Annotated in this window: 20 protein-coding genes; 7 read left to right on the top strand and 13 right to left on the bottom strand. The window is 64.8% G+C overall.

Annotated features, from left to right (window positions below):
- Both ACZYTC_RS23495 and mdh read right to left on the bottom strand, forming a co-directional pair.
- On the bottom strand, window positions 1-510 hold a 510-nt coding region (locus tag ACZYTC_RS23495), incomplete at its 3' end, for an ATP-grasp domain-containing protein (RefSeq protein ID WP_488990641.1).
- A 98-nt stretch (window positions 511-608) separates the two neighbouring features.
- Window positions 609-1,571: a malate dehydrogenase gene (gene mdh / locus ACZYTC_RS23490; protein WP_434958121.1), complete on the bottom strand. Its 963-nt coding sequence runs from the start codon at window positions 1,569-1,571 to the stop codon at window positions 609-611.
- Window positions 1,572-2,006: 435 nt separating this feature from the next.
- Here mdh and rph point away from each other — a divergent pair, with 435 nt between their 5' ends.
- Window positions 2,007-2,720, top strand: coding sequence for a ribonuclease PH (gene rph, locus ACZYTC_RS23485; RefSeq protein ID WP_434958122.1), 714 nt, complete (start codon window positions 2,007-2,009; stop codon window positions 2,718-2,720).
- Complete coding sequence (gene rdgB / locus ACZYTC_RS23480) at window positions 2,720-3,331, top strand: RdgB/HAM1 family non-canonical purine NTP pyrophosphatase (RefSeq protein ID WP_434958123.1); 612 nt, start codon at window positions 2,720-2,722, stop codon at window positions 3,329-3,331. The genes rph and rdgB overlap by 1 nt, the downstream gene beginning before the upstream one ends.
- A gap of 66 nt (window positions 3,332-3,397) precedes the next feature.
- Here the strand turns inward: rdgB and ACZYTC_RS23475 are convergent, their stop codons facing one another.
- Window positions 3,398-4,822, bottom strand: coding sequence for an MFS transporter (locus tag ACZYTC_RS23475; protein WP_434958124.1), 1,425 nt, complete (start codon window positions 4,820-4,822; stop codon window positions 3,398-3,400).
- A 161-nt stretch (window positions 4,823-4,983) separates the two neighbouring features.
- On the bottom strand, window positions 4,984-5,847 hold the full coding sequence (locus ACZYTC_RS23470; protein ID WP_488990640.1) for a LysR substrate-binding domain-containing protein: 864 nt from the start codon (window positions 5,845-5,847) through the stop codon (window positions 4,984-4,986).
- A 121-nt stretch (window positions 5,848-5,968) separates the two neighbouring features.
- On the opposite strand from ACZYTC_RS23470, the gene ACZYTC_RS23465 reads away from it, so the two are divergent.
- A complete protein-coding gene (locus ACZYTC_RS23465; protein WP_488990639.1) occupies window positions 5,969-7,039 on the top strand; it encodes an NAD(P)H-dependent flavin oxidoreductase in 1,071 nt (356 codons plus the stop codon).
- 159 nt (window positions 7,040-7,198) lie between these two features.
- Here ACZYTC_RS23465 and ACZYTC_RS23460 read toward each other — a convergent pair whose 3' ends face one another.
- The 3 genes from ACZYTC_RS23460 to ACZYTC_RS23450 all read right to left on the bottom strand — a co-directional run bounded on the left by ACZYTC_RS23460 (window position 7,199) and on the right by ACZYTC_RS23450 (window position 11,636).
- Window positions 7,199-7,906 (bottom strand): glutamine amidotransferase, encoded by a 708-nt coding sequence (locus tag ACZYTC_RS23460; protein WP_434958127.1) that lies wholly within the window; start codon window positions 7,904-7,906, stop codon window positions 7,199-7,201.
- A 57-nt stretch (window positions 7,907-7,963) separates the two neighbouring features.
- Entirely contained in the window at window positions 7,964-9,124 is a 1,161-nt protein-coding gene (locus tag ACZYTC_RS23455; RefSeq protein ID WP_434958128.1) for an endonuclease/exonuclease/phosphatase family protein, read from the bottom strand.
- A gap of 109 nt (window positions 9,125-9,233) precedes the next feature.
- Window positions 9,234-11,636 carry a transketolase gene (locus ACZYTC_RS23450; protein WP_488990638.1) on the bottom strand — a complete coding sequence of 801 codons (2,403 nt, stop codon included), beginning with the start codon at window positions 11,634-11,636 and terminating at the stop codon, window positions 9,234-9,236.
- Window positions 11,637-11,777: 141 nt separating this feature from the next.
- Between ACZYTC_RS23450 and ACZYTC_RS23445 the strand changes: the two genes are divergently transcribed.
- Window positions 11,778-12,242, top strand: coding sequence for an Lrp/AsnC family transcriptional regulator (locus ACZYTC_RS23445; RefSeq protein WP_149253666.1), 465 nt, complete (start codon window positions 11,778-11,780; stop codon window positions 12,240-12,242).
- A 104-nt stretch (window positions 12,243-12,346) separates the two neighbouring features.
- Here the strand turns inward: ACZYTC_RS23445 and ACZYTC_RS23440 are convergent, their stop codons facing one another.
- Genes ACZYTC_RS23440 through rpmH form a run of 5 tightly spaced genes read right to left on the bottom strand, consistent with a single transcriptional unit; the run spans window position 12,347 to window position 16,057 of the window.
- A complete protein-coding gene (locus ACZYTC_RS23440) occupies window positions 12,347-12,709 on the bottom strand; it encodes a DUF423 domain-containing protein (protein ID WP_488990637.1) in 363 nt (120 codons plus the stop codon).
- Window positions 12,706-13,356, bottom strand: a complete 651-nt coding sequence (yihA, locus tag ACZYTC_RS23435) for a ribosome biogenesis GTP-binding protein YihA/YsxC (protein ID WP_434958131.1) — start codon at window positions 13,354-13,356, stop codon at window positions 12,706-12,708. The genes ACZYTC_RS23440 and yihA overlap by 4 nt, the downstream gene beginning before the upstream one ends.
- Entirely contained in the window at window positions 13,356-15,335 is a 1,980-nt protein-coding gene (yidC, locus tag ACZYTC_RS23430) for a membrane protein insertase YidC (RefSeq protein WP_488990636.1), read from the bottom strand. Before yidC ends, yihA begins: the two co-directional genes overlap by 1 nt.
- Window positions 15,332-15,904 carry a ribonuclease P protein component gene (gene rnpA, locus ACZYTC_RS23425; protein WP_441773177.1) on the bottom strand — a complete coding sequence of 191 codons (573 nt, stop codon included), beginning with the start codon at window positions 15,902-15,904 and terminating at the stop codon, window positions 15,332-15,334. The genes yidC and rnpA overlap by 4 nt, the downstream gene beginning before the upstream one ends.
- Window positions 15,905-15,922: 18 nt before the next feature.
- Window positions 15,923-16,057: a 50S ribosomal protein L34 gene (rpmH, locus tag ACZYTC_RS23420; RefSeq protein WP_082980037.1), complete on the bottom strand. Its 135-nt coding sequence runs from the start codon at window positions 16,055-16,057 to the stop codon at window positions 15,923-15,925.
- Window positions 16,058-16,521: 464 nt separating this feature from the next.
- On the opposite strand from rpmH, the gene ACZYTC_RS23415 reads away from it, so the two are divergent.
- Complete coding sequence (locus ACZYTC_RS23415) at window positions 16,522-16,827, top strand: zinc ribbon domain-containing protein YjdM (RefSeq protein WP_434958134.1); 306 nt, start codon at window positions 16,522-16,524, stop codon at window positions 16,825-16,827.
- Between the two features lie 408 nt (window positions 16,828-17,235).
- On the top strand, window positions 17,236-17,418 hold the full coding sequence (locus tag ACZYTC_RS23410; protein WP_434958135.1) for a hypothetical protein: 183 nt from the start codon (window positions 17,236-17,238) through the stop codon (window positions 17,416-17,418).
- A gap of 89 nt (window positions 17,419-17,507) precedes the next feature.
- Here the strand turns inward: ACZYTC_RS23410 and hrpB are convergent, their stop codons facing one another.
- Window positions 17,508-20,024, bottom strand: a complete 2,517-nt coding sequence (hrpB, locus tag ACZYTC_RS23405; RefSeq protein WP_488990658.1) for an ATP-dependent helicase HrpB — start codon at window positions 20,022-20,024, stop codon at window positions 17,508-17,510.
- A 214-nt stretch (window positions 20,025-20,238) separates the two neighbouring features.
- Here hrpB and ACZYTC_RS23400 point away from each other — a divergent pair, with 214 nt between their 5' ends.
- A complete protein-coding gene (locus ACZYTC_RS23400; protein WP_434958136.1) occupies window positions 20,239-21,438 on the top strand; it encodes a hypothetical protein in 1,200 nt (399 codons plus the stop codon).
- The last annotated feature ends 3 nt before the right edge of the window (window positions 21,439-21,441 follow it).

Below are 21,441 nucleotides of genomic sequence, written 5' to 3'. Positions count from 1 at the left end.
GCCGTGATGGTTCATCACCCCGGTGGCCGGATCGACCGAGAAGGTCACGATCTTCTCCGGCGTCTCATGGGCCACCTTCTCGATGTCCATGCCGCCCTCGGTGGAGACCACGAAGGCAACGCGGCTGGTCTCGCGGTCGACCAGCACCGAGAGGTAGAACTCCTTCTCGATGTCCGAGCCGTCCTCGATATAGAGCCGGTTGACCTGCTTGCCGGCCGGGCCGGTCTGCACCGTCACCAGCGTGTTGCCCAGCATCTCCTGCGCACTGGCACGCACATCCTCGATCGACTTGGCCAGGCGCACACCGCCCTTGGCATCGGCAGGCAGTTCCTTGAACTTGCCCTTGCCGCGCCCGCCCGCATGGATCTGCGACTTCACCACATAAAGCGGACCCGGAAGCTCCTTGGCCCCCTTCACCGCTTCCTCAACCGTCAGCGCAGGCACGCCCTTCGATATGGGCAGGCCGAATTCCTTCAGGACCGCCTTCGCCTGGTATTCATGGATGTTCATGGCCAGTAGCTCCAGATTGGCTAAAGCGTCTTTGGGGTTTGGTGAAATCGCCTCAAACCCCAAAGACGCGTCTTCGTTCGAACGCTTTGTGCTTGGGATCAGGCGAGCGAGGGAGCGATGGCCTTGCAGGCGTCGACCAGCGACTTCACCGCGTTGACCGACTTCTCGAAGCCGGCGCGCTCTTCCTTGTCGAGCTGGATCTCGACGATGCGCTCGACACCGCCAGCGCCGAGAACCACGGGCACGCCGACATAGAGGTCCTTGACGCCATACTGGCCGGTGAGTTGCGCGGCGCAGGGCAGCACGCGCTTCTTGTCCTTGAGATAGCTCTCGGCCATCACGATCGCGGAGGCGGCGGGTGCATAGAAGGCAGAGCCGGTCTTCAGGAGGTTGACGATCTCGGCGCCGCCGTCACGGGTGCGCTGCACGATCTCGGCAAGGCGCGCCTCGGTGATCCAGCCCATCTTGATCAGGTCCGGCAGCGGAATGCCGGCCACCGTGGAGTAGCGCACCGAAGGAACCATGGTGTCGCCATGGCCGCCGAGCACGAAGGCGGTGACGTCTTCCACCGAGACGTTGAATTCGTCGGCCAGGAAGTGGCGGAAACGCGAGGAGTCGAGCACGCCGGCCATGCCGACGACCTTGTTGGCCGGCAGGCCACAGGACTTCTGCAGAGCCCAGACCATGGCGTCGAGCGGGTTGGTGATGCAGATGACGAAAGCGTCCGGGGCATATTTGGCGATGCCGGCGCCCACCTGTTCCATCACCTTGAGGTTGATGGTGAGGAGATCGTCGCGGCTCATGCCGGGCTTACGCGGCACGCCGGCGGTGACGATCACCACATCGGCGCCCTTGATGCCTTCGTAGCTCTGGGTGCCGGCAAGCTTGACGTCGAAGCCGTCGACCGGAGATGCCTCGGCGATGTCGAGAGCCTTGCCCTGCGGCACGCCTTCCATCACGTCGAAGAGCACGATATCGCCCAGTTCCTTCAGACCGGCCAGAAGAGCCAGCGTACCACCGATCTGTCCCGCCCCGATGAGAGCGATCTTGCTACGTGCCATAACGTAATGTCCCTGAGATTGTAGCCAAAGGTGAGTTTCGTTCTCCCCTCCGATAGCCCCTTTGGAAGCGGGGTTCAAGCGATAGGCGACCCCAGGTTGAAATGCCCCCTCCATCGCGTCTCGAGGATGCAGATGGAGATAGAATAACTCTTTTTAATCAACAAGATGATAGATAGGAACACATTCCTCTCCCGACAAGATTCAGGCCGAAAATCAATGTTACAAATTTCATTTTTTGTAACATGTAACACGGTTCTTGTGATTTTCTTCTGAATCCGCCGCCCTACCCGTCCAGGTAGGATCGCTCTGCTCCCAGGGACCACCCGGCGGTGGCCTGACGCGAACTTACCTCCTTTCAGTGCCACGCAATATGCACGGTACCGTGACAGGCGGCGCCGGCCGGGCTACAAGGCGGCCACAAATTTGGAGAATCCGATGCGTCCCTCCCGCCGCGCCCCCGACGAGCTGCGCCCCGTTTCGATCGAGCGTAACGTCGCCCGCTATGCCGAAGGCTCTTGCCTGATCAAATTTGGCGAAACCCATGTGCTGTGCACCGCCAGCCTCGAAGAAAAGCCGCCTTCCTGGCTGCGCGGCACCGGCAAGGGCTGGGTCACGGCCGAGTATGCCATGCTGCCGCGCGCCACGCATGAGCGTACGCGCCGCGAATCCACCTCGGGCAAGCCTTCCGGCCGCACCCAGGAGATCCAGCGCCTGGTCGGCCGCTCGCTACGCGCCGTGGTCGATCTGGTGCGCCTGGGCGAGAAGCAGATCACCATCGATTGCGACGTGCTGCAGGCCGATGGCGGCACCCGTACCGCCTCGATCACCGGCGGCTTCGTCGCCCTGCAGGAATGCGTGAAGTGGATGATGGAGCGCAAGATGCTCACCGTCAGTCCGATCAAGGACCATGTCGCGGCGATCTCCTGCGGCATCTCGAAGGGAAATGCCGTGCTCGACCTCGACTATGCCGAGGATTCGGAAGCGATGACCGATGCCAATTTCGTGATGACGGGCTCCGGCGGCCTCGTTGAGATCCAGGGTACGGCCGAAGGCGCGCCCTTCAGCCAGGACCAGTTCCTTGAAATGCTGGCGCTGGCCCGCAAGGGTATCGGCGAACTGGTCGAATTGCAGAAGCAGGCGGTGGCGTAATGGGCCGCCGTCTCGCCGGAAAGCTGGTGCTGGCCACGCACAACAACGGCAAGCTCTCCGAGTTCAAGGCCCTGATGGCGCCTTACGGCGTGGATGTCGTCTCCGTCGGCCAGCTCGGCCTGCCCGTGCCGGAGGAGACCGGCACGACTTTCGTCGAGAATGCCCGCATCAAGGCGCTCGCCGCCCTCGAAGCCACCGGGCTGCCGGCCATCGCCGACGATTCAGGCCTGTGCATCGAAGCCCTGGACGGGGCGCCGGGCGTCTATACCGCCGACTGGTCCGGTCCGACCCGCGACTGGGACGTCGCCATGCAGAAAGCCCAGGACGAACTCCTCGCCGTCGGGGCCACCGAGCCGGCCCGGCGGCGCGGCAGCTTCGTCTCCGTCCTCACCGTGGTCTGGCCCGACGGCCATTCCGAAACCTTCGAGGGGCGGGCCGAAGGCACGCTGGTCTGGCCAACCCGCGGCGGCCATGGCCATGGCTATGATCCGATGTTCCAGCCCGACGGTTCGGACAAGACCTTCGCCGAGATGACGGAAGCGCAGAAGAACACCATCTCCCACCGCGCCCGCTCCTTCCAGAAACTGGCGGATGCCTGTTTGAAGGATTGAGGATTCCGGGAGCACCGGCTTTCAGCCGGCCCTTCCTCTCCTGCAAGCCGGCCTTCCCAGGAAGGATCAGCGCCGGCGTGGCACGGCGACTGTTGCCAGCAGACTGACCAGGATGCCGGCAGCGGCAAGCCAGAAGGCGAGTTGCGCCCCCTCGGCCATTGCACCTCTCAACGCCTCGCCCGAAAGGCCGCCGACATGGCGGTTGGCAATGGCGATCAGGATGGCGAGGCCGACGGCATTGCCGATATTGAGCGTCGTCGAAGCCATGCCGGAGGCGATGCCCTGCTCGTCATGATGTACGCCGGAGGCCGCCGCGATCCACATGGCGGTCCAGACGATGCCCTGTCCCACCCCCGAGACGATCACGCCGGGAACGATCGCCAGATAGCCCGCCCCGACGCTGGCGCCAGGCACCATCAGCGCCGTGCCGACGGCACCCACCAGCATGCCCCAGACCAGGGTGGGACGCGTGGAGATCCGCGTCGCGAGGCGCTCGCCGAGCTGCGTCCCGGCCGCGATGGCCAGTGACGGCACCAGGAAGGCAAGCCCGGTTTCGAGCGCCGAAAAGCCATGCACGGTCTGGAACAGCACGGTGAGGAAATAGGGCAGCGCCCCGAAGGTCGCCATATAGAGGAAGGTGATCGTCATGCCCGCCACCAGGCTGGCATTGCGGAACAGGCGCAGCGGCATCAGGGGATCGCGGCTGCGCGCCTCGATCAGGGCGAAGACCGACAGAAAGAAGACGGCCAGCACCGCACTCGCCAGGATGCTCGGCGCGGTCCAGCCATAGTCTGGGCCCTGCACCAGCGTGAAGACCAGCAGGGTCGCACCCATCGTCACGGCAATGGCGCCGGGCAGGTCGAAGCGCCGATGTTCGCGCCGCTCCGGATCGCGCGGGATCACGAAGAAAGCGGCTGGGATGGCGATGGCGGCGAGGACCACATTGACATAGAACACCGCCGGCCAACCGAAGGCAGCGGTCAGGAAGCCGCCGGCCAGCGAGCCGATGGTCAGGCCGCTGGCGCCCGCACCGCCCCAGACCGCCAAGGCGCGGTTACGTTCCGGTCCCTCGGCAAAAAGCCGGTTCACCAGAGACAGGGTCGCCGGAAACAGGAAGGCGCCACCGATGCCCTGGACCGCGCGTGCCGCGATGATGACGGCCGGCGAACCGGCAAGACCGCCGGCCAGCGAGGACAGGGCATAGAGTGCCAGTGCGAAGACGAAGACGCGCCGCTGGCCGATGAGATCGGCCGCGCGGCCTCCGAACAAGAGGAAACCGCCGCAGAACACGGTATAGGCGCTGACCACCCATTGCAGAGTCTGGCCGGAAAAGCCGAGTCCCGCGCCGATTTCAGGCAGGGCAACAAAAACGATGTTCAGATCCAGCGCAATGATGAGCTGGGCGAAGGCCAGCAGGGCCAGGGCCCAGCCGGATCCGGCAGCCCGCGCGCGCCCAGCCCCCAGTTCCAGGCCTCGTTCCAATGACGACATCTCAGGCTCCATTATTTGTTGATCGACAAAGAATGGAGCCTGAGGCATTCAAGTCAAGAAAATTATTTGTCGACCACTAAAGAATTAGAACGACAATCGCGGCACGAGGGAGGAAGCAAACCCTCCAGAGGAACTCGCAGATGCCGAACTGCCAAATGCAATCACCCCTCCCGCAGCGCTTGCCGGAATGCCTCGAAGGCCGGCAATGCCTCGCCCCGGCGGCGGATGAGCAGCGTTTCGATCGGCCCGAGGCGGTGGGTCTGAACGCCGCTCCCGCCCGGCAGGAGGTCGAGCACGGAACGTGGCATGACGCCGATGGCATTGCCGGTCGAAACGGCGGCCAGCATGGCGTGGTAGGACGAGAGTTCCTGCACCCGCAGCCCCTTGACGCCTTCAGCCCAATGTTCGGCGACGGCCCGGTAGGTGCAACCGGGTTCCAGCGCGGCAAAACTCTCGACCCTGAGATCGGCGGCCGTGCCGATGGGAGGATGACTGGAAGGCAGCACGATGAGCAGGTCTTCGGTGAAGACGTGCTCGGCCTCCAGCCGTTCGGCATCATAGCCGGTGTCGATCCCTTCCATCGGCGGCTTGCCGATCAGGGCGCAATCGAGTTCATGGGCAAGGAGCCGGCGGATGAGCCCCTTTGTGCCGCCGGTGGTCAGTTGCAATGATACGGCGGGCCAGGCGGCATGAAACCGCGCCAGGACCGGCGGCAAACGGCTCGCCGCCGTGCTCTCCATCGCTCCGACCCGGAACAGTCCCGCCGGACCCGACGGTTTCACCGCACTGCGGGCTTCGTCCGCGAGGGCAAGCAGCCGATGAGTATAGGACAGGAAGATCTCGCCTTCCCGGGTCAGGCGCATGCGCTTGCCCTCGCGGCTGAACAAGGCAACGCCGAGTTCCCGTTCGAGTTGCTGGACCCGCGTGGTGACGTTGGAAGGCGCCCGCCCCAGCCGGCTCGAAGCTCGGGTGACGCTCTGCTCGGCGGCGACGGTGCGAAAGATATCGAGGGATGACAGGTCCAATTTTGTTCTCATTTAAAGAATTAAAAATTAATATCGTTTTTAAATAAGAAATGATAGAGCTGCCTTCACTTACTTATGCTGGCGCTGGCAAGACAGCGAGGCAAATTCAAGGAGAACGGCAATGTGGCCCGATCGGCGCATTCAGGAGCTCTTCGGTATCGAGATCCCTATCATCCAGGCGCCGATGGCAGGCCCGAGCCATTATGAAATGGTGATCGAGGTCAGCGAGGCAGGCGGGCTCGGCTCCCTCCCCTGTGCCACGCTGACGCCCGAACAGGTCCGCACCGAGCTCGGCATCATCCGCCAGCAGACCACCAAGCCGATCAGCGTCAATTTCTTCAGCCACACCGCGCCCGAGCCCGACCAGGCCCGTGAGGCCGGCTGGCGCAAGCGGCTCGAACCCTATTATCGCGAAACCGGCATCGATCCAGCCGCTCCGATTCCGAGCTCGAACCGGGCGCCCTTCGACGATACGTTCTGTACCATCGTCGAGGAGTTCAAGCCCAAAATCGTCAGCTTCCATTTCGGCCTGCCCGAAAAATCCCTGCTCGACCGTGTACGGGCGACAGGCGCCAAGATCCTGTCCTCCGCCACCACGGTCGACGAAGCGCGCTGGCTCGAGGATCGTGGCTGCGACGCCATCATCGCGCAGGGCTCCGAAGCGGGCGGCCATCGCGGCATTTTCCTTACCGACGACATCGCCACCCAGATCGGCACCTTCGCGCTGGTGCCACAGGTGGTGGACGCTGTGAAGGTACCGGTGATCGCGGCCGGTGGCATCACCGACGCCCGCGGCATCGTGGCCGCCTTCGCCCTGGGCGCCGCGGCGGTGCAGATCGGCACAGCCTATCTGTTCACGCCGCAGGCGCGGCTCGCAGCTCCGCACGCGGCGGCCTTGCGCAGTCCCGACGCCGACAAGACGGCGCTCACCAATCTGTTCACCGGGCGGCCGGCCCGTGGCATCGTCAACCGCCTGATGCGCGAAGTCGGCCCGATATCGGACCTTGCCCCCGCCTTCCCGCTCGCTGGCGGCGCGCTGGCGCCGCTGCGCGCCAAGACGGAACCGCAGGGCTCGGGCGATTTCATGTCGCTATGGTCCGGCCAGGCCGCACGCCTCGCCCGGGATGGCTCTTCGGCGGGCGAGCTGACGAAGCTTCTGGCGGCGGAAGCGCTGGCGAAGCTGGAAGGATAATGGAGGGTCGATCTCCAGATCGACCATCTTGGAAACGCCGCGGATGAGGAGGGCAAGGTGGTCGATCTCGCTCCATCAATTGATGGAGCTGTGGAGATCGACCCTCCGGTTTCGTGCCAAACCGGCAAGACTGATGCTTGCTGATATACTGTTCTCTTCCTACTCAGCCGCCATCGCCATCGCCGGCGTCAGCCACAAATCGAGGAAGCCATGCAGCCACTGCTGCATGCCCGGATCATATTGGTAACGCCCCGAGAATTGCTGCTCACGATCCTGCGCGCCCGACAATTTGAAGCTTTCCTCGCTGCCGGTGGTCCAGCGATTCATCATCAGATAGGTGACTTCTGGGTGGAACTGCAGGCCATAAGCGGCCCGTCCGCAGGCGAAGGCCTGATTGGCGAAGGTCTTGCCGGTAGCGAGCAGCCGCGTGCCCCGCACATGCTCCGAGCCTTCATTGTGCCAATGATAGACATGGCTCGGCCAGGACATCAGGGCGCGGCCGTCCTGGGTCGGCTCGATCGGCCAATAGCCGATTTCGACCTTGCCGCCCTCATGGCGCGAGACCCGGCCGCCGAGATGGCGCGTCAGCATCTGGGCACCGAGGCAGACACCGAGAAAAGGCTTGTTCTCGTTCAAGGGCACGCCGATCCAGTCGATCTCGCGGCGGATCCAGGCTTCCTCGTCATTCACGCTCATCGGCCCACCGAAAATCACGGCGCCGGCGTGATCGCGCATCGTCTGCGGCAGGGGATCGTCGAAGCGGGGGCGCCTGATATCGAGCTCATAGCCGCGTTCGATCAGGAAGCGCCCGATCCGCCCGGGCGAGGAGTGTTCCTGATGCAGAACGATGAGGATCTTTCCCGTCACGATTCGGCCTGTGAAACGATTTCGTAACCATGATGTTACGGAAGTCTTAGCGAAAAGTTAAGCATTCGCGGTGCCGGAAGGCACAGTTCTGCCATTGGCGTTGCCATTTTGCACGGGTTGCCGTGAAGCCGGCGTGAGCAGATTGAACTCCGCCACCGGCACGCCGTGGTCGCTGGCGGTCCGGACATTGCGGGTCATATCGGTCATATGCGTATCGACGACATGGTCGTTATAGACCTGGAGATAGCGGAAATCCCCGATCCGGTGTGGATTGCGGCTGTGGAATTCCTGGCTGAACAGGATGTGGTCCAGCACCTGATAGTCGCCGAAATGGATATGGGTGTAGAGGGTCGTTCCCTTGATGTGCACCGCCTGTTGATCGGACGCGGCGTAGAGATGCAGGTCCCACAGGCGTCGGTTCTTGCGCTGCCAGTCCCCGGGATCGGCCATCAGCGGCTTGAGGGTTTCGGGCAGCGGCTGCTCCCCGCGGATGAGTTCGGTGGTCACGCTGGTGAGTTCGTCGTTGAGATCGCCCAGCACCATCACCGGACGAGGCTCGGTCCCCCGCCCCGCCATCTCCCGCGACAGCATCACCCTCAGCGCCGCGGCCTCGGCGCCGCGCTGGAGCAGGGCGCGCACCACGGCGAGCGCCCGCACGGCGGGGTCGCGGCGATCCTCGTCCTCCAGCACCACCGGCCGGCGGGACTTGAGATGCGCCACATAGACGGTCAGCGGCACACTGTCGGGCAACAGGACCTCGGCCCGCAGGACCGGGCGCTCGAAGAAATTGATGCCAACGGGCACGGCCTGCTGGCGCCCGTTCTCGTCACGCCTGACGGCAAAGCCCTGGCCCAGGCCCGGAGGAAAAGCAGCGATCGATTCGACCTTGAGCACCGGCAGCCGGCTCGCCAGCCCGACCCGTGGTGCATTGAGTGCTCCATCCGGGGTCTTGGGCCCGTCGTCATCGGCGAGCGGCGCGTTGACGGTCGCGCCCTGCAGGCGCGGCGCCTTCCAGACCGCCTCGCGCAGGGCCTCCTCGTGGAACACTTCCTGGAAGCCGGCGAGATCGACCTGGCCGCGTTCGAGCAGCCCGCCGATGAAGGCGGTCTTGGCCTCATACTCCTCGGGCGAATAGGGCGGCTGCTCGTGGAAGCGCACGCCGGGCCTCGCCAGCAGTTGGGTGTTGAAGGTGGCAACGCGCAGGACGGAGGAGGACATCGGCATAACCTTGCGAGTGCTTCAATCTCGCAAGGCTGAGGATTCGTGGCAATCCCCGGGAAGGATATGCAACTACCATCTTTACCCTCCAGGGGAGGGTAAGCAGCGGCTACTCCGCCGGTGCGAGTTCCCTGCGGTTGCGGATCGGGCGCCCCGGCGAGAGAGCCTGGGCCGCATGCAGGATCGCATTGGCGTCAAGGCCATGGTGGCGATAGAGCTCCTGGATGCTGCCCGTCTGGCCGAAATGCTCGACGCCCAGCGAGGTCACGCGCTGGCCGCGCACGCTGCCGAGCCAGGCCAGGGTCGCCGGGTGGCCATCCAGCACGGTGACGAGGCCGCAATCGCGCGAAAGCGGGGCGAGCAGGCGCTCGATATGGCTCTTCGCCCCGGCATTGCCGCGCTGACGGGCGCGTTCGGCCGCCGTCCAGCCGGCGTTGAGCCGGTCGGCGGAGGTGATGACCAACAGGCCGACATCGCGGCGGTCCTCGCTCATCAGGCCGATGGCCTCGATCGCCTCCGGCACTACGGCGCCCATGGCCGCCACCACGATCTCGGCATTGGGGCCCGGCGGGCGCAGCCAATAGGCGCCGTTGACGATGTCGGCGGCCAGCGCTGGCGACATCGTGCGCTGCGGCTGCTCGATGGTGCGGGTCGACAGGCGCAGATAGACCGAGCCGCCGGTCTCGTCGCGCAGCCAGGTGGTCTCGTCGCGGTCACCCTCGCCGTCCCGCTGCATATAGTCGAAGCCAAAGCGCATGATCACCGCCAGTTCGTCGACGAAGGCCGGCTCGAAGGCGGCGAGACCGTCCTGAGCCAAGCCGATCAGCGGCGTGGCGATCGACTGGTGCGCCCCGCCTTCCGGCGCCAGGGTGACGCCCGACGGCGTCGCCACCACCATGAAGCGGGCGTCCTGGTAGCAGGCATAATTGAGGGCATCGAGGCCGCGCTGGATGAATGGATCATAGAGCGTGCCGATCGGCAGCAGCCGCTCGCCATTGATGGAATGCGACAGGCCCAGCGCCGAGAGCAGGATGAAGAGGTTCATCTCGGCAATGCCGAGCTCAATATGCTGCCCCTTGGGCGAGAAGTCCCAGGAGAAGGTCGAGGGGATCTTCTCCTTCTTGAAGACATCGGCCAGTTCCTCGCGCGCGAACAGGCCGCGCCGGTTGACCCAGCCGCCGAGATTGGTGGAGACGGTGACGTCGGGCGCCGTGGTGACGATACGCTCGGCCACTGGCAAATCGGTGGCGGCGAGGTCGTTGAGGATGATGCCGAAACCCTGCTGGGTCGACATCGAGGCGGATGCCCGATAGGGCAGTGTGGCGGGCACCTCGACCTTGGGGGCGGCCAGACGCCGCCTTCCCTTCTGTACGAAGGGCACCCGATCGAGCGCGGCCTGCATGGCCTCAGGCGTCAGCTCCAGCCCCTCGAACTTGTCCCATTCATGCCCGGGGCGGATGGCCATCGCCTGCTGCCAGGTCTCCATCTGGGCCGGCGTCATCAGGCCGGCATGATTGTCCTTGTGCCCCTGGAAGGGCAGGCCGAAGCCCTTGACCGTGTAGGCGATGAAGCAGGTCGGCCGGTCATGACGGGCCGCCGCCTCGAAGGCGTCCAGCAGGCTCGGCATGTCGTGGCCGGCGAGATTGGTCATCAGCGCCGCGAGTTCGGCGTCCGAGCGGCTCTCGATCAGCCTGCTGACCTCGCTCTGGTCGCCGATGGCATCGTTGAGATGGCGACGCCAGGCCGCTCCGCCCTTATAGCACAGCGCCGCGTAGAGCTGGTTGGGGCAGTTGTCGATCCAGTGCCGCAGCGCCTCGCCGCCCGCCTCGGCGAAGGCAGCCTCGAGCAGGCGGCCATATTTGAGGATGACCACCTCCCAGCCGAAATTGCGGAAGATCGATTCGAAACGTTGCCACAGGCCCTCGCGCACCACGGCATCGAGCGATTGGCGATTGTAGTCGACGATCCACCAGACATTGCGCACGCCCTGCTTCCAGCCTTCCAGCAGGGCCTCGAAAATATTGCCTTCGTCCATCTCGGCATCGCCGACGAGGGAGATCATCCGTCCTTCCGGCCACTCGCCCCAGCCCTTCGCCTTCACGTAATCCTGCACCAGGGCCGAAAACAGGGTCTGGGCCACGCCGAGGCCGACGGAACCGGTGGAGAAGTCGACGTCGTCGACATCCTTGGTGCGGGAAGGATAGCTCTGGGCGCCCTTGAAGCCGCGGAAATTCTTGAGCTTATCGAGAGTCTGCAGGCCAAAGAGATAGTTGAGCGCGTGGAAGACCGGGGAGGCGTGCGGCTTCACCGCGACGCGGTCCTGCGGCCTGAGCACCGCACCATAGAGCGCCGTCATGATTGTTGCCAGCGAGGCCGAGGAGGCCTGATGACCGCCGATCTTGAGGCCATCCTCCTTCGCGCGCAGATGGTTGGCATTGTGGATCATCCAGGAGGACAGCCACAGGGCCTTGCGTTCGAGGGCGGCGAGAAAGGGGAGACGAGGGTCGGCCATGACGGAGATTCCAGCTGAACTGGCCTGTTATAGCAAAAGACGAGGGGCGATTTTGGTTGATCTTGAAGGCCGCAACACATGGCTTTAGAGAGTATCGCCATTCGTGACAGGGAATGCGCATAAATTACGCAGAGCGGGACAATGACTGCACTCGACGCCATCGACAACAAGATCCTCCGCCTGCTGCAGGAGGATGGCCGCATGACGGTGCAGGCCCTGGCCGAGCAGGTCGGCCTGTCGCATTCACCCTGTCTGCGCCGCGTGCGGCAACTGGAAGAGAGCGGCGTCATCCGCGGCTATGTCGCCGTGGTCGAGCAGAAGGAGGTCGGGCTGCCGGTCAGCGTGTTCATCTCGATCAAGCTCGAACGCCAGCGCGAGGAGGATCTCGATCGCTTCGCCGCCGCCATCGCGCCCTGGCCTGAAGTGCTGGAATGCTATCTGATGACCGGCACGCGCGATTATCTCCTGCGCGTAGTCTGTGCCGATCTCGCCGCCTATGAGCGTTTCATCAAGGAAAAACTCACCCGCCTCGATGGCCTCGCCTCGATCGAATCCAGCTTCGCTCTGGCGCAGGTGAAATATACGAATGTGCTGCCGATACGGTGAGGCCCGGAGCGCGGACATCTCAGCGACATGCTTGCATGTCGCGATGTCCGCTCTTCCCTTGCGGGCGTTGCTCTTCCAAGAGCGGACAGGATGTCCGAGCTCCGCTACTTCTTCGCCACCAGCGCTGATACGCCCACCAGCAGCCAGGCAGCCATCGAGCCGGTACCGCCGATCGGCGCGGCCATCGGGAACAGGCGCTGGCCTGTCATGGCGTTCAACACCACGTCGGCCGAGAACAGGGCCACGGCGGCAGCGAGGAGGAAGGCGGCGGGCCGGGCCAGCATCGCATGGAGCAGGCCTGCGCGAATGGCCACGACAATGGCGATCAGGGCCGTCGCATGGGCGAGCACCATGATGGCGGCGTAGTCGATGCTGGGCCATTTGCCATGGGCGGCAAGCGCCATCAGGCCGATGCCGGCGGCGCCGTACAGGCAGCCCAGCACGGTGAGCAGGCGGTCGGCGATCACAGCGTCAGGCCGCCGCGCTCGGCCAGGATCTGGGCAATGGTGGCACGCAGTTCGTCCATGCCCGTGCCTTCACGGCTCGAGGTGACGATGAGTTCGGGGAAGGCGGCCGGGCGGCGCGAGATCTTTTCCTTGGTCTCAGCGATGCAGCGTTCCAGATCGGGCTTTTTCACTTCGTCGGCCTTGGTCAGCACGATCTGGTAGACGACGGCCGCCAGATCCAGCGTTTTCAGCACGGCATCGTCGGTGGTCTTCAGGCCATGCCGGGCATCGATCAGCACGAAGACGCGCGCCAGATTCACTCGTCCGCGCAGATAGTCATGGATCAGCCGGGTCCACGCCTTGACCTTGGATTCGCTGACCTTGGCATAGCCATAACCCGGCATGTCGACGAGGGTCAGGGCTGGGTTCGAAGAAAAGAAGATCAGTTCCTGCGTGCGCCCCGGCGTGTGCGAGGTGCGGGCCAGGGCGTTGCGGTTGGTCAGCGCGTTGATCAGGCTCGACTTGCCAACATTGGAGCGGCCGGCGAGCGCGATCTCGACCCCACCGGGGGGCGGCAACGCCTCAAGCGTATTGGAGGCGTGGCGGAAATCCCAGGTGCTGGCGAAGAGTTTCCTGCCGGCTTCCGTATAATCAGGTCCCTCGGACATCAACTCGCCGCCGATGATGGCTTGCGCCCGAACATGGCCTTGAGATTGTCCCACAGCTCAACCTTCACGCCGTTTTTCTTCATGATGAAGACCTGCTGCAGGATCGAGAGCGTGTTGTTCCAGCAATAGTAGATCACCAGGCCGGCTGGGAAGGCGGCGAGCATGTAGGTGAAGATCAGCGGCATCCAGCGGAACATGGCGGCCTGGGTCGGATCCGGCGGCGCGGGGTTGAGCTGCATCTGGATGAACATGGTGATGCCCATCACCACCACCCAGAAACCGACCATCAGCACGGAGGGCGGCGTCCACGGGATCAGGCCGAACAGATTGAACAGGGTGGTCGGATCGGGCGCCGACAGATCGTGGATCCAGCCATAGAAGGGCGCCTGGCGCATTTCGATGGTGACGAACAGCACCTTGTAGAGTGCGAAGAACACCGGAATCTGCAGCAGCATCGGCAAGCAACCCGAGAGCGGATTGATCTTGTTTTCCTTGTACAGGGCCATGGTGGCCTGCTGCTGCTTCATGCGGTCGTCAGGGAACTCGTCCTTGATCTTCTGCATCTCGGGCTGGAACTTCTTCATCTTCGACATCGACTCATAGGAGCGATTGGCGAGCGGGAAGAAGAACAGCTTGAGGATGACGGTGGTGCCGAGAATGGCGAGACCGAAATTGCCGAAGAGATGGAAGAGGATCTCGATCAGGCGGAACAAGGGCTTGGTGATGAACCACAGATAGCCCCAGTCGATCAGATAGGCGATGTTATCGGTCTTCAGCTTATCGTCGTAATAGGAAAGGGTCGCGACTTCCTTGGCGCCGGAGAACAGATTGGTGCTCACATCCGCGCTCGCGCCCGGCGCAATCGTCAGGGCTGGCCGGTCGATCTGGGCGAGATAGGCCGGCGTGCCGCCGAAATCCTGGCCGACGAAACGGGCGGTGAAGCGGGCCGAGGGATCGGGAACCAGCGCGTTGGCCCAATACTTGTCCGTGAAGCCGAGCCATCCCGTGACGTCGGCAAAGGGCTCCTGCTTGGCGTCGGGCGCCAGATCCTTGTAGGACAGTTCCTTCTGGGAACCGGAGAACCGACCAATCGGCCCCTCATGCAGAACGTAAGTGCCCTGAGTCCCCGGGGTACCGACGCGCAGCATATAAGCCTGGGGCACGATCTCCACAGGCGCCGTACCCTTGTTCTCCACGCTGTCCTTGACGGTGAACATGAAACCGCCGATCGGCTTGGCGGCGCTGGCCTGCTGATCCTTGGGCAGATTCTGGCGAGGCAGGTCGAGCTTGTCGGCGGGCAGCGTCTCGCCGGCCGACGGCAGCAGGGAACCGCTCTGGCCGCGATCCTCATCAATCGAGATGGTGCGGTGGAAAATCAGGCCCTGGCCATTGTCCCATTGCAGCTCGACTGGCGTGGCGGCCGACAGGGGCGCTTGCGACTTGGCCGTCCAGACCGTCTTCAAACCGGGCAGGTTGAGCTTGGTCGCGGCATTGGAACCCGGCTTTTCCTGCCAGCCAAAGACCGTCAAATAGGGGCCGCGATTTTCCAGATTGGCGTGATGATCAGCCGGCTTTACAGGGGTGCCGAACGGCGAGAAGAGATCGACATTGGAAGAGTTGGGGTCGAGCGTCTCGCGATAACCGCGCAGGGCCACGTCGTCGATCAGGCCGCCAACCAGGTTGATCGAACCGATCAGACGCTGGGCATCGATCTTTACGCGCTGCGTGCTCGCCGCCACCGCTTCACCGCGGCTGGAGAATTGCTTCTGCCCTCCCGCGCCGCCGGGAACGCCGGGCGTGGGCGTAGCCGCCTGCTGCTGCTGTTGTTGCTGCAGGGTCTGCTGGATCTGTTGTTGCTGCTGGGCTTCCTGCTGCTGGCGCCGCTGCATGGGCTGGCCGATGAAATATTCCCACACGACGACGACGAGCAGCGTCAGGACGACCGCCAGAACGACGTTCTTGGTGTCAAAATTCTTCATCGTACAGCCTCATCGGCTGAACGGCGTGGCTTGCGGGCGCCTTGACGCTCGCTGTGCACACGGCCGAACGCCGTTACCATTTCATCAACGATCGTCGCAAAAGATGCGTCGAGGGCGGAGCGCCGCCCGAGCACGACATAGTCATAACCATCGCGCGCATGAAGAGCGCCAGACAGCCGCACCGCCTCGCGCAAGCGCCGGCGGATCCGATTGCGCTCGACGGCGCAACCTTCCTTCTTGGTCACGGTGAAGCCGACACGCGGCTCGACAGTCTCAGACGCCGGCGGCGCAGCCTCGACTGCACCCGCGCGCTCGCGGCGGCGTGCCTGCAGGGATAGCGTTGCAGCATGTGCCCTGCGGCCTTCGCGGACGAAAAGGAAGTCCCGGCGCTTGAGCAGACGCTGCATCGATGAGGGCTCGGAGGCTCTTGAGCAAAATGCTCCAGGCAAAGTTTCCCGGCAAGATCTGGCCAGGAAACTTTGCAAATGTCCGGAATCTTGCTGATTTCTCTCGATCGTGCCCGTGGCACGATCGAGAGAAATCAGCTTGGCACAATGATGCGGAATCATTGTGCCAATCCGTTCCGGTCAGGCCGACAGGCGCTTGCGGCCGTGGGCGCGACGGGCAGCCAGAACCTTGCGGCCTGCCTTGGTGCCCAGACGGGCACGGAAGCCATGGCGACGCTTGCGGACAAGCTTGGACGGTTGATAAGTACGTTTCACGGGTCGTTCTCCGCGGTCGCGGCCGGATGCCGATCGAGTTGAATGGAAAAGCGCACCCCCGAACACCAAAAACGCGCCCCGGCCTTCGCCCTGGGTGCGTCCGGGCCCGATAGGGCGACGCCAAATTCGCCGGTGCTTATGGGGGATGGCGTCCGGGAAGTCAATCGGGACTCGCAAGAAGTCGCGGAGAATACGACGACAGCATGACGGAGCCGGTAACGTGATCCCGATATCGGCGTGAAATCCCCTTCCGGGGATCGATCGCTCGATCCCAGGCGGGGATGGCAGGGTGCGCGCCCTCTCCGGGCAATGCGGGATCTGCTGCCGGAAATGATCAAGGATTTGCACCGGTCGACCGCAGCGATGTAGATGGCGTCCGTCCGGCTTGTGAAGTGGATCTGGTCGTGACGGCGGTTCGTTCTCGGACTCGACCGGGAAACTCCATAAGCAAAGGTGCAAGCAAAATGGCCGATCAGAATGATGACTATGTCTACGATGAGGTGACCGGCGAATGGCGGCCGGCCTCGGAGATGGCGCCTCCCGCCAAGGCGGACCGGGCCGTGGTACGGGATGCGGCCGGAAATGCCCTCGCCGATGGCGATTCCGTGGTCCTCGTCAAGGACCTCAAGGTAAAGGGGGCCAATCAGACCCTCAAGCAGGGCACGGTCATCAAGTCGATTCGACTGACGGACAACGATCAGGAAATCGACTGCCGCCACGACTCCATCAAAGGTCTGGTCTTGCGTACCGAGTTCGTACGCAAGCGCTAAGGCGTGTCGATCGCGGAACCGGAGCGAGCATCGGCGCCCTGCCGCGGCCTGTCCGTCGTCCCGGTACCTTGCGAGCCTGAAGCCGGTTGCGGTGAACAGCCCCCTGCGACATATATCACGACCTATATCAATTGCGTCGAGGGCTGCGAAACGCGCCAGATCCACAGACTATGTGGCGACGGAACAAGGCGGGCCGGTAGAAGAGAACGCAGGTTTGCCGACCACCGCCTTCGAAGATCCGTCTCGAATGCGGCACTTGGCCCCTCCCCTTTCGGCTCGCTGCATCGCGGCCACGATACCTTCGTTTTATCCCCCACTCTTCGGGCCGTTCCAAATTCATGTCGGCACCATGACATTGCCGAAATTCAAATTTAAATTATATTGGGGGTGTATTTTGAGGTTATTGCCATGTGTATTGTTACGCTATTGCATCGCATTCTCGATGCCCGCCCGCGCCGGAACCGGCCCTCTTCCGTCAACGAACTCGCTGCCCAACCGGACATTCAGATCGTCTCGCTCCCGCCTTCCGGCTCGATGAGCGCCCTCGCCAAGGCCTTGCAGGCCGCGCATCTCACCGAAAGCAAGACCTGACCGGGTCTCCAGCCCATCCCGGACTTGCTCGTCCCGGATGACACGATCGGCCTGCCGCTCTGCCAACCGATGAAGCCGGGTGATCGCCGTCAGGTGCCGCGCGGTTTCGTCCGGGTGGTCGGCAGGGCTGCGGCCGGATCTTCGGGCCAGGGATGGCGGGGATAGCGCCCTTTCATCTCGACCCGGACGGCGGCATAGGAGCCCTTCCAGAAGCCTGGCAGATCCTTGGTCACCTGCACGGGCCGATGGGCCGGGGAAAGCAGGTTGATGGTGAGCGGCACGCGCCCGCCGGCAATGCCGGGATGGGTGGCGAGCCCAAACAGTTCCTGCACGCGCACCGAGATGGCGGGACCGCCCTCCGCCTCGTAGTCGATGGCGAGACGCGAGCCGGTCGGCGCCTCGAAGAAGGCCGGCGCTTCGGTATCGAGCCGCCTGCGCTCGTGCCAGGGCAGCAGGCCGGCGAGGGCATTTTCCAGATGCTCGGCCGTGATGCCGGACAGGCCCCGCACACCTTCGATGGCCGGGGCGAGCCAGGTTTCGGCATTCTCCGCCAAGGCCTGATCGGAAAGATCGGGCCAATCCGGCGAGCCGCTGGCGGTGAGGAAGGCGATGCGGTCGCGCAACTGGCGCTGGGCCTTGCTCCAGGGCAGGCGGCCGATGCCGGCCTGGGCGAGGCCGCGGGCAAGTACGGCGGCAGCGGCGGCATCCAAGGTCAGCGGCGCCGTGGTCTCCTGCAGCACCAGGCGGCGATAGCGTCGGACAGAGCGGGCTTTCAGGCTGGCGCTGGCGGCATCATAGCCCATGCTCACGCTTTCGCTGACGCCGGACAAAGCCTCGATCTCCTCGGCCGCGATCGGAGCCGCCAAGAGGATACGGCTCGCGCCGGCGCTGCCCGCCATCTCGGCGATGGCGAGCGTCGGCTCGCGGGCCAGGCGGTCATACGGCTCCAGGCGGGCAGCCCGACCATTCTCCATGGTGAAGCTGCCGGGCTGCCCCCTCGCCACCGCAATGCGGTCCGGATAGGCCAGGGCCAGAACCGGACCGGCCCGGGCCGAATCGCCCTCGCCCCGCCCCGCTTCCTTGCTGGCCGTCTCGGTGCTGGCGGTTCTGGCCCACCCGGTCCTTGCCCAAGTCCTGGCCAACCGGCGCATGTCCTGCGCCCGCCCGCCGCGGTCTCGCCGAAAGCGTTCGATGCGCTCCACCAGGTCGGTGCCGTCGCCGCCGAGCCCCCGTTCCGACAGGATGGCGGCGATTTCGGCCGCGAGCATCCCTTCTCCCGCCGGCGCGGCTGATACGATCATGCGCGCAAGCCGAGGCGGCAGGGCCAGACTGGAGAGATGGCGCCCCATTTCGGTCAGCCGGCCATCGGCATCGACAGCTTCGATTGCCGTCAGCAACGCTCTCGCCTCCTTGAGCGCGGGGGCAGGCGGGGGATCGAGCCAGGCGAGCGCCAGGGGATCGCCCACCCCCCAGGCGGCACAATCGAGCAACAATGGGCTGAGATCGGCCGCCAGGATCTCGGGCTTGGCGAAAGCCTCGAAGGCGCCGGTGGCCGCCTCCTCCCACAGCCGGTAGCAGGCACCCGGCTCGGTACGCCCGGCGCGACCGCGCCGCTGGTCGGCGCTCGCGCGCGACACCCGCACGGTTTCGAGCCGGGTGAGGCCAAGATCCGGCTCATAGCGCGGCACGCGGGCGAGGCCCGCATCGATGACCACGCGCACGCCCTCGATGGTGAGGCTGGTCTCGGCGATCGAGGTTGACAGCACCACCTTGCGGCGCCCCGCCGGCGCGGGAGCGACGGCGCGGTCCTGGTCGCGCGCCTCCATGGCGCCGAACAAGGGAGCGATGTCGACTCCCTCCCCAAGATTGCGCTCCGCCAGCAACCGGGCCACGCGGGTGATCTCACCCTGGCCGGGCAGGAAGACCAGGATGGAGCCCGTCTCCGCCCTCAGGGCCCGCATCACCGCATCGGCAACCGCTTCGTCGAGGCGCTGACGCGGATCGCGGCCGAGATAATGCGTGACCACCGGAAAGGCACGGCCGGCACTCTCGATAACCGGCGCATCGCCCAGAAGCGCGGCAACGCGCGCGCCGTCGATCGTCGCCGACATCGGCAGAATGCGCAGGTCCTCGCGCAGTCCGGCCTGGGCGTCGAGTGCGAAGGCCAGCCCCTGGTCGGCGTCGAGCGAGCGTTCGTGGAACTCGTCGAACAGCACGGCGGCCACACCGTCGAGCAAGGGGTCGTCGAGAATCATGCGGGCGAATACGCCCTCGGTAACCACCTCGATGCGGGTCCTGGCCGAGATGCGCGATTCGAGGCGCACGCGCAGGCCGACCGTGGCGCCGACGGATTCGCCCAGCGTGGCAGCCATGCGGGCGGCGGCAGCGCGAGCGGCAAGACGACGCGGCTCCAGCACGATGATCTTGCCCCCGCCTGTCCAGGCCTGGTCCAGCAGGGCCAGCGGCACGCGCGTGGTCTTGCCCGCACCGGGCGGCGCGACGAGGACAGCATTGGAACGCGCCTGCAGGGCCTGCTTGAGGGCCGGCAGGGCATCATCGATGGGCAAAGGCTGATCGAACACACGCATCGCGCCGATGTGACGCATCAAGGAGGCAAGTGCAATGGCGGACGGGCCAGCCGTCCCGGAAGTCGCTGCTATCCCTCTCCTGGAGGGGAGCGACGGCTCCCGGGGACTACGCCCAATGTGGCATTGCGACCGACAGGCCGCCGGACGATTTTAACCATAGTGTGACTTTTTCGTCATCGACGCCTCGCCTGCCTTCGGCCATAGCTAGCTCTCGACGATTGAGGACGAGGCGATGGAACGGCGCGCCTATGAAGCTCCGCTCGACCCCGCACTCGCGGTGTCGGGCCTCCTGACCCGGCTGGGCTTGTTCCTGCTGGTCATTTTTGCGCCTTTTTTTGCCATGTTCTCGCGCCACGCCGTGGCGATCATCGTACCGATCGCCACCGCCCTGCTGATCCTGGCGGCGGCGCTCGACAACCGCCTGCCGACGGCGCTGCGCCGCCTGCAGGGTGCGCTGACCTCGCCCCGCACCCTGGCGCTGCTTGCCTTGCTGGTCTGGGCTGCCATCAGCATCTGGTGGACCCCCCGTCCCGCTTCGGCGGCCGGCCGGCTGCCGGGCATATTGGGCGTCGTACTCTTGTTCGCCGTCACGATTTCTTGCCTGAAGCCGCGGGTGCGCTTCAGCGACGCCAACCTCATTCCGATCGGCGTCGGCATCGCCAGCGTGACCCTGATCTTCGAATATCTGCCGGGCTCGCCTCTGCAAGGCCTCGGTGAGACGGGCACGGAGGACGCCGAGAGTACGCGCGCCGCCCTGCTTCTCGCCCTCCTGGTCTGGCCGGCGGTGGGCGCCGTCCTGGCACGCGGCCGCAGCTGGCAGGCCCTGCTGCTCTGCCTGGTGACGATATTGGCGCTCTGGCTGGTGCATGATCTGGTGATCTTCACCGCCTTCATCGCCGGCATCGTGGTGATGACCCTGGCCCTGTGGCGCCGGCGGGCTGCCGCTTTCGCCGTCGCCATCTCGGCTCTGGTCCTGCTGGTGCTCGCACCATTGGCCGGCTGGATGATGGCACGCTGGGGCGGCTTCCTGCTGCCGGCCGAGGGCGATCATTTGGTGGCGCTCTGGCGCGACGTGACCTACGCCCTGCCCGATCACCTCTTAGCCGGCTTCGGATATGATTCGAGTTCGTCGCTGACCCGTGGCATCGGCGGCCAGCTCCTGGCTTCGCCCCACAATGCCGCGCTGCAGATCTGGCTCGAACTCGGCCTTGTCGGCGTGGCGCTGGCGGCAATCGCGCTCTGGCTGACGCTGATGGGCATGAACCGCGACGACGACCGTTCGGCACCCGCCGCCCTCGCTGTTTCGGCCTCCGCTTTGGTGATGATGTTTGCAGGCCTCGCCGCCTGGCAGCCCTGGTGGCTGATGGCGCTGGGCCTCACCAGCGTCTCGCTCGCCTTCCTGGCCCGGCTGGGCGCGCGTCGGCGCGATTGAGGG

It is taken from the genome of Labrys sp. F242 (genome assembly GCF_057813875.1).
This window is presented reverse-complemented; position numbering and strand designations above follow the sequence as displayed.

Excerpts from the sequence above, each read along its gene's own strand:
- rph (WP_434958122.1), top strand. The coding sequence starts at position 2,007 with ATGCGTCCCTCCCGCCGCGCCCCCGACGAGCTGCGCCCCGTTTCGATC.
- ACZYTC_RS23455 (WP_434958128.1), bottom strand. The coding sequence starts at position 9,124 with ATGTCCTCCTCCGTCCTGCGCGTTGCCACCTTCAACACCCAACTGCTG.
- mdh (WP_434958121.1), bottom strand. The coding sequence starts at position 1,571 with ATGGCACGTAGCAAGATCGCTCTCATCGGGGCGGGACAGATCGGTGGT.
- yihA (WP_434958131.1), bottom strand. The coding sequence starts at position 13,356 with ATGTCCGAGGGACCTGATTATACGGAAGCCGGCAGGAAACTCTTCGCC.
- ACZYTC_RS23445 (WP_149253666.1), top strand. The coding sequence starts at position 11,778 with ATGACTGCACTCGACGCCATCGACAACAAGATCCTCCGCCTGCTGCAG.
- ACZYTC_RS23475 (WP_434958124.1), bottom strand. The coding sequence starts at position 4,822 with ATGTCGTCATTGGAACGAGGCCTGGAACTGGGGGCTGGGCGCGCGCGG.
- rdgB (WP_434958123.1), top strand. The coding sequence starts at position 2,720 with ATGGGCCGCCGTCTCGCCGGAAAGCTGGTGCTGGCCACGCACAACAAC.
- ACZYTC_RS23410 (WP_434958135.1), top strand. The coding sequence starts at position 17,236 with ATGTGTATTGTTACGCTATTGCATCGCATTCTCGATGCCCGCCCGCGC.
- rnpA (WP_441773177.1), bottom strand. The coding sequence starts at position 15,904 with ATGATTCCGCATCATTGTGCCAAGCTGATTTCTCTCGATCGTGCCACG.
- yidC (WP_488990636.1), bottom strand. The coding sequence starts at position 15,335 with ATGAAGAATTTTGACACCAAGAACGTCGTTCTGGCGGTCGTCCTGACG.
- ACZYTC_RS23465 (WP_488990639.1), top strand. The coding sequence starts at position 5,969 with ATGTGGCCCGATCGGCGCATTCAGGAGCTCTTCGGTATCGAGATCCCT.
- ACZYTC_RS23415 (WP_434958134.1), top strand. The coding sequence starts at position 16,522 with ATGGCCGATCAGAATGATGACTATGTCTACGATGAGGTGACCGGCGAA.
- ACZYTC_RS23450 (WP_488990638.1), bottom strand. The coding sequence starts at position 11,636 with ATGGCCGACCCTCGTCTCCCCTTTCTCGCCGCCCTCGAACGCAAGGCC.
- ACZYTC_RS23400 (WP_434958136.1), top strand. The coding sequence starts at position 20,239 with ATGGAACGGCGCGCCTATGAAGCTCCGCTCGACCCCGCACTCGCGGTG.
- hrpB (WP_488990658.1), bottom strand. The coding sequence starts at position 20,024 with ATGCGTCACATCGGCGCGATGCGTGTGTTCGATCAGCCTTTGCCCATC.